This window comes from Mycobacterium colombiense, assembly GCF_001672755.1.
Taxonomy (GTDB): domain Bacteria; phylum Actinomycetota; class Actinomycetes; order Mycobacteriales; family Mycobacteriaceae; genus Mycobacterium; species Mycobacterium colombiense_C.
This window is the reverse complement of the sequence record NZ_LZKI01000035.1, coordinates 1-6,051: the sequence shown is the minus strand read 5'-3', so window position 1 is coordinate 6,051 and position 6,051 is coordinate 1. Positions and strand designations below refer to the sequence as shown.

Genomic DNA, 6,051 nt, shown 5'->3' with positions numbered 1-6,051 from the left:
TCAACGCCGGCATCTCCGGGCAGGTCGGACGGCTGTGGGGCTTGACGTCATCGCTGATGACCGACGATCGCACCGGGCTGACGGGCGTCCAGTACACCGCGCCGCTGCGCGAGGACATGCTGCGCGCGCTGAGCCAGTCCGAACCGCCGGACACCCGCAACGGGTTGGCCCAGCTGCGCCTGGCGGTGGTCGGTAAAACGGTCAACGACCTGTTCGGCGCGGTGACGATCGTCAACCCGGGCGGCTCCTACACCCTGGCCACCGAGCACAGCCCGCTACCGCTGGCACTGCACAACGGGCTGGCCGTCCCGATCCGGGTGCGGCTGCACGTCGACGCGCCGCCGGGCATGAACGTCACCGACGTCGGCCAGATCGAACTGCCGCCGGGTTACCTGCCGCTGCGCATTCCGATCGAAGTGAACTTCACCCAGCGCGTCGCCGTCGACGTCTCCCTGCGGACCGCTGACGGTCTGCGACTGGGCGACCCGGTGCGGTTGTCGGTGCATTCCAACGCCTACGGCAAGGTCCTGTTCGCGATCACGCTGTCGGCCGCGGCGGTGCTCGTGTTGCTGGCCGGCCGCCGGCTGTGGCACCGCTTCCGCGGCCAGCCCGACCGCGCCGACCTGGACCGTCCCGATCCACCCGATGCCCGGCACCCCGCTGAAGCCCGCCACGCGCGCGACGAGGCCGACCAGCCGGTCGAACACGAGCACCGCGTATGACCCCCGCCTACCGGCAGGCCCAACCACACCACCGCCTGCCCGAACCGCCGCGCCATTCCCGGACGCAGGGCTCACCGCCGACCGGCCCGCTGCCGCCCGTTGCCGCCGAGATCGACCGTCGGCGCCCCGAGCTGTCCGACGCGGCGCTGGTGTCGCGGTCGTGGGGGATGGCCTTCGCCACCTTGATCAGCCGGCTCACCGGCTTCGCCCGGGTGGTGCTGCTGGCCGCGATCCTGGGCGCCGCGTTGTCCAGCGCGTTCTCGGTGGCCAACCAGCTGCCCAACCTGGTGGCGGCCCTGGTGCTGGAGGCGACGTTCACGGCGATCTTCGTGCCGGTGCTGGCGCGCGCCGAGCAAAGCGACCCCGACGGCGGCGCCGCGTTCGTGCGGCGCCTGGTCACGTTGACGACGGCGCTGCTGGTCTTCGCCACCGTGCTGTCGGTGGCGGCCGCCCCGCTGCTGGTGCGGCTGATGCTGGGCCGTCACCCGCAAGTCAACGAGCCGCTGACCATCGCGTTCGCCTACCTGCTGCTCCCCCAGGTCCTCGCCTACGGCCTGACGTCGGTGTTCATGGCGATCCTGAACACCCGCAACGTGTTTGGGCCCACGGCGTGGGCGCCTGTCCTCAACAACGTCGTCGCGCTGGTCACCCTCGGGGTCTACGCGCTGGTGCCCGGCGAGCTCTCGGTCGATCCCGTCCGGATGGGCAACGCCAAGCTGCTGGTGCTCGCCGTCGGCACGACGCTGGGCGTGTTCGCCCAAACCGGGCTGCTGCTGGTGGCACTCCGACGCCAGCGCGTCGACCTGCGGCCGCTGTGGGGAATCGATCAGCGGCTCAAGCGCTTCGGCACCATGGCCGCAGCGATGGTGCTCTACGTGCTGATCAGCCAGCTCGGCCTGGTGGTCGGCAACCAGATCGCCAGCACCGCGGCGGCATCGGGCCCCGCGATCTACAACTACACGTGGCTGGTCCTGATGCTGCCGTTCGGCATGATCGGCGTGACGGTGCTGACCGTGGTGATGCCGCGGCTGAGCCGCAACGCCGCCGCCGACGACACCAAGGCCGTGCTCGGCGACCTGTCGCTGGCCACCCGGCTGACGTTGATCACGCTGATCCCGATCGTGGCGTTCATGACGGTCGGCGGCCCCGCGATGGGCAGCGCCCTGTTCGCCTACGGCCATTTCGGAAACGTCGACGCCGGATACCTGGGCGCCGCGATCACCCTGTCGGCCTTCACGTTGATCCCCTACGGGCTGGTGCTGCTGCAGCTGCGGGTGTTCTACGCGCGCGAACAGCCGTGGACGCCGATCGTCATCATCCTGGTCATCACGGCCGTCAAGATCGTGGGCTCAGTGCTGGCGCCGCACCTCACCGACGATCCCAAACTGGTGGCCGGTTTCCTGGGGCTGGCCAACGGTGTCGGCTTCCTGGCCGGCGCCGTCATCGGCTACGTCCTGCTGCGACGCACCCTGCTGCCGGCCGGCGGCCATCTGATCGGCGTCGGCGAAGTCCGCACCATCCTGGTGACGCTGACCGCGTCGATGCTGGCCGGATTGATCGCCCACGTGATCGACCGACTGCTCGGGCTGGACGGGCTCACCGAGCACGGCGGCGCCGGTTCCCTGCTCCGCCTGTTGGTGCTGGGGCTGATCATGCTGCCGATCACGGCCGCCGTCATGCTGCGCGCCCAGGTGCCCGAGGCCCGGGCGGCGCTGGACGCGCTCCGGTACCGCATCACGGGCCGCGGACCGCGCCCGCGCAAACCGAGTGCCAAGGATCGATCGTCTCACCGGCGCCCCGTCACGTACCCTGAGCAGAGGAATTCGTCCCCGCCTGGGGTCAATGCGGTCCAGGAGCCGATCCGGCGCAGGCCTCCGGAGCGGGCAAACCGAGCCCGGCTAGTGAAAGGACCGGAGGTGACCGACCGCCCGATGGAGAGCGCAGCCCCCAGCGCTGGGCCTGGCGCAGGCTCAGGTACTCCGCTGCCGCGGCCGGTCGCCGACGACTTCCAGCCCGACATCCCGGCCGACGAGCCCAAACGGCCCGTCCCGCGCCCGACCGATAAGGCCAACGGCGATATCCCCGGCGAAGCCCGGCGCGCACCGACCCCGTTCGAAGCGCCGCGCGAACGTCCCGGGGGTTCCGCCGGAGACGACGTTCACCTGGTCCCCGGCGCCCGGATCGCCGGCGGGCGCTACCGACTGCTGGTGTTCCACGGCGGCGCCCCGCCGCTGCAGTTCTGGCAGGCGCTGGACACCGCACTGGACCGGCAGGTGGCGCTGACCTTCGTCGACCCGGACGGTGCCCTGCCCGACGAGGTCCTGCAGGAGATTTTGTCGCGCACCCTGCGGCTCAGCCGCATCGACAAGCCCGGTATCGCCCGTGTGCTCGACGTGGTGCACACCGGCTCCGGCGGCCTCGTGGTCTCCGAGTGGATTCGGGGTGGCTCGCTGCAGGAGGTGGCGGACACCGCACCCTCACCGGTGGGCGCGGTGCGGGCCATGCAGTCGCTGGCCGCCGCCGCGGACGCGGCCCACCGCGCCGGCGTTGCCCTGTCGATCGACCACCCCAGCCGGGTGCGGGTCAGCATCGAGGGCGACGTCGTGCTGGCCTACCCGGCGACCATGCCCGAAGCCAACCCGCAGGACGACATCCGCGGCATCGGCGCCGCGCTCTACGCCTTGCTGGTCAACCGGTGGCCCATCGTGGAGACCGGGGTGCGCAGTGGGCTCGCGGCGGCCGAGCGCGACGCGTCGGGCAACCCCGTCGAACCCATGTCCCTCGACCGCGACATCCCCTTCCAGATCTCCGCGGTCGCCGTCCGCGCGGTCCAGGAGGACGGCGGAATACGCAGCGCCTCAACCCTTTTAAACCTGCTCCAGCAGGCCACCGCGGTCGCCGACCGCACCGAGGTCCTCGGCCCGATCGACGATTCGCCCTCGCCGTCGACGGCTCTGCTCTCACCCGGTCAGGAGGAAGCGACCTTCGCGCGCCGCCGGCGCAACCTGGTCATCGGTGTCGGAGCCGGCCTGGCCGTCATCGTGGTCGCCCTGCTGGTGCTGGCGTCGATCGTGAGCAAGATCTTCGGTAACGTCGGCGGTGGTCTGAACAAGGACGAGCTCGGACTGAACAGCCCCTCTTCGTCGTCCGCATCGGCCGCTGCCCCCGCCCCCTCCGCGGCCGCGGGCAGCGTCGTCAAACCCACCAAGGCGACGGTCTTCTCCCCCGACGGCGACCCCGACAACGCGGGCACCGCCGGGCAGGCGATCGACGGCGATCCCTCGACGGCCTGGGCGACCGAGGTCTACACCGACGCCGTCCCCTTCCCCAGCTTCAAGCAGGGCGAGGGACTGATCTTGCAGTTGCCCAGCCCCACCGTGATCGGCCAGGTCAGCATCGACACCCCCAGCAACGGAACCAAGGTCGAGATCCGCGCGGCCTCGTCGGCGAGCCCGTCCAGCCTCAACGACACAACGGTGCTGGCACCGGCCTTCACGCTCAAACCCGGCCACAACGTGATCCCGGTCAAGGCCGGCTCGCCGACATCGAATCTGCTGGTGTGGATCTCGACGCTGGGTTCCACCAACGGCAAGAGCCAAGCGGGCTTTTCGGAGATCACGGTCCAGGCCGCGTCCTGATCCGTGCGCTGTTCCGCACACTCACACAAGGCGTTCCGAGTGAAGTGCCGCGCCATACGCAATTGGTTAATGTCCGGCCGTGGGCTTCGGGAGAAACGCCAAGCAGGAGCGCAGTGATGCCGAGCTGCTGGCAGCCCATGTGGCCGGCGACCGGTACGCCTTCAGCGAGCTTTTCCTCCGTCATCAGCGGCACCTGCACCGGCTCGCCCGGCTGACCACCCGCACCCCCGAGGACGCGGAGGACGCGCTGCAGGACGCCATGCTGTCCGCGCACCGCGGCGCCGGCGCATTTCGGCATGACGCCGCCGTCGGGAGCTGGCTGCATCGCATCGTCGTCAACGCCTGCCTGGACCGGCTGCGCCGCACCAAGGCGCACCCGACCGTGCCGCTGGAAGACATCTATCCGGTGGCCGATCGCACGGCTCAGGTCGAGACCAGGATGGCGGTGCAGCGCGCCTTGATGCGCCTTCCGGTCGAGCAGCGGGCCGCGGTGGTGGCCGTCGACATGCAGGGTTACTCGGTGGCCGACACCGCCCGTTTGCTCGGCGTCGCCGAAGGCACGATCAAGAGCCGCTGCGCTCGCGCCCGGGTGCGGCTCGCCGAACTGCTGGGCTATCTCAATGCCGGCGCACACGCCCTGCCCGACGCCGCCACCGGCCAGGTCTGACCTCTCCACCGCCAGCCGCCCGCGCCGGCCATGCGTGGCCATCGGTGCGTGCATGACGGACACTGAGTCCGATGAATGCAGCGGACAACGACGCGGCGGATGACCGCAGTGCGGGATCAGACCCACCGCTGACCGTCGAACGGCTCGCCGACCTGCAGGCCGGCATTCTCGACGACGAGGCCGCCGCCCGGGTCCGCGGCCAAGTCCGCGCCGACGCGCACGCCGCCGACGTGCTGGACGCCTTGAATCGGGTCCGCCGCGACATCGCCGCCATCGGCGCCGATCCGGGCGCGCCACCCGACCCTCCCCCACGGGTCGCCGACCGAATTTCGGCGGCGTTGCGCTCGGCGGAGCCGGTGGCCACCGAGGCGACCGGACCGGCCGGTCACTCCGCCCGGCCACACATCCGTCCGGCCCGCACCATCGCGGCGGCCGCCGGCGTCTGCGCGGTGCTCGCCGCGATCGGCTTCGGGACCGTCGCCCTGCTGCACGCGCCCGAACCCGCCCCGGACACCCCTGGCGATGTCGAGCACATCACGGTGTCGACACCGCCGATGGAGATCCCGCTTTCGCGGAACGAAATCCTCGGCCTGCTCGGCCGCAGCCCCGACTACGGCACACTCAACGACCCGGCGCGGCGCGCCTCCTGCCTCACCGGTCTCGGCTATCCGGCGTCCACGCAGGTCCTGGGGGCACGCCCGGTCGAAATCAACGCCCGCCCCGGAATCGTTCTGGTGATACCCGGTGACGGCCCGCACACCTTGGCCGTGTTCGCGGTATCGCCGAACTGCAGCGCCGCCGATACCGGACTACTGGCCAATACCCAGGTCCCCCGCCCCTAATGTGGTCCCATGGGTACGAAACACCCGGGAACAGCCGTACCTACGCTGGCGTTTACACAGATCCAGAGACGAATCGCTTGAAAGGTTTTCATGACCGCCGACACAGTCCACGACGTGATCGTTATTGGTTCGGGTCCTGCTGGGTATACCGCGGCGTTGTATACCGCGCGGGCGCAGTTGGC

Annotated in this window: 4 protein-coding genes and 1 pseudogene; all 5 read left to right on the top strand. The window is 70.6% G+C overall.

Annotation, left to right across the window (positions count from 1 at the left end; all coding sequences use genetic code 11):
* A pseudogene (locus A5708_RS05080) lies at window positions 1–722 on the top strand (hypothetical protein); the annotation flags it as partial.
* Window positions 719–4,360: a murein biosynthesis integral membrane protein MurJ gene (locus A5708_RS05075; RefSeq protein ID WP_065027582.1), complete on the top strand. Its 3,642-nt coding sequence runs from the start codon at window positions 719–721 to the stop codon at window positions 4,358–4,360. The pseudogene A5708_RS05080 and the gene A5708_RS05075, both read left to right, overlap by 4 nt.
* A gap of 79 nt (window positions 4,361–4,439) precedes the next feature.
* Complete coding sequence (gene sigM / locus A5708_RS05070; RefSeq protein WP_065027581.1) at window positions 4,440–5,027, top strand: RNA polymerase sigma factor SigM; 588 nt, start codon at window positions 4,440–4,442, stop codon at window positions 5,025–5,027.
* 71 nt (window positions 5,028–5,098) lie between these two features.
* A complete protein-coding gene (locus tag A5708_RS05065) occupies window positions 5,099–5,869 on the top strand; it encodes a hypothetical protein (RefSeq protein ID WP_065027580.1) in 771 nt (256 codons plus the stop codon).
* Between the two features lie 90 nt (window positions 5,870–5,959).
* On the top strand, window positions 5,960–6,051 hold a 92-nt coding region (locus tag A5708_RS26660), incomplete at its 3' end, for an FAD-binding protein (protein ID WP_155765898.1).

Bases quoted from the DNA above. Each gene is read 5' to 3' on its own strand.
- A5708_RS05075 (WP_065027582.1), top strand. From the start codon at position 719: ATGACCCCCGCCTACCGGCAGGCCCAACCACACCACCGCCTGCCCGAA.
- A5708_RS05065 (WP_065027580.1), top strand. From the start codon at position 5,099: ATGAATGCAGCGGACAACGACGCGGCGGATGACCGCAGTGCGGGATCA.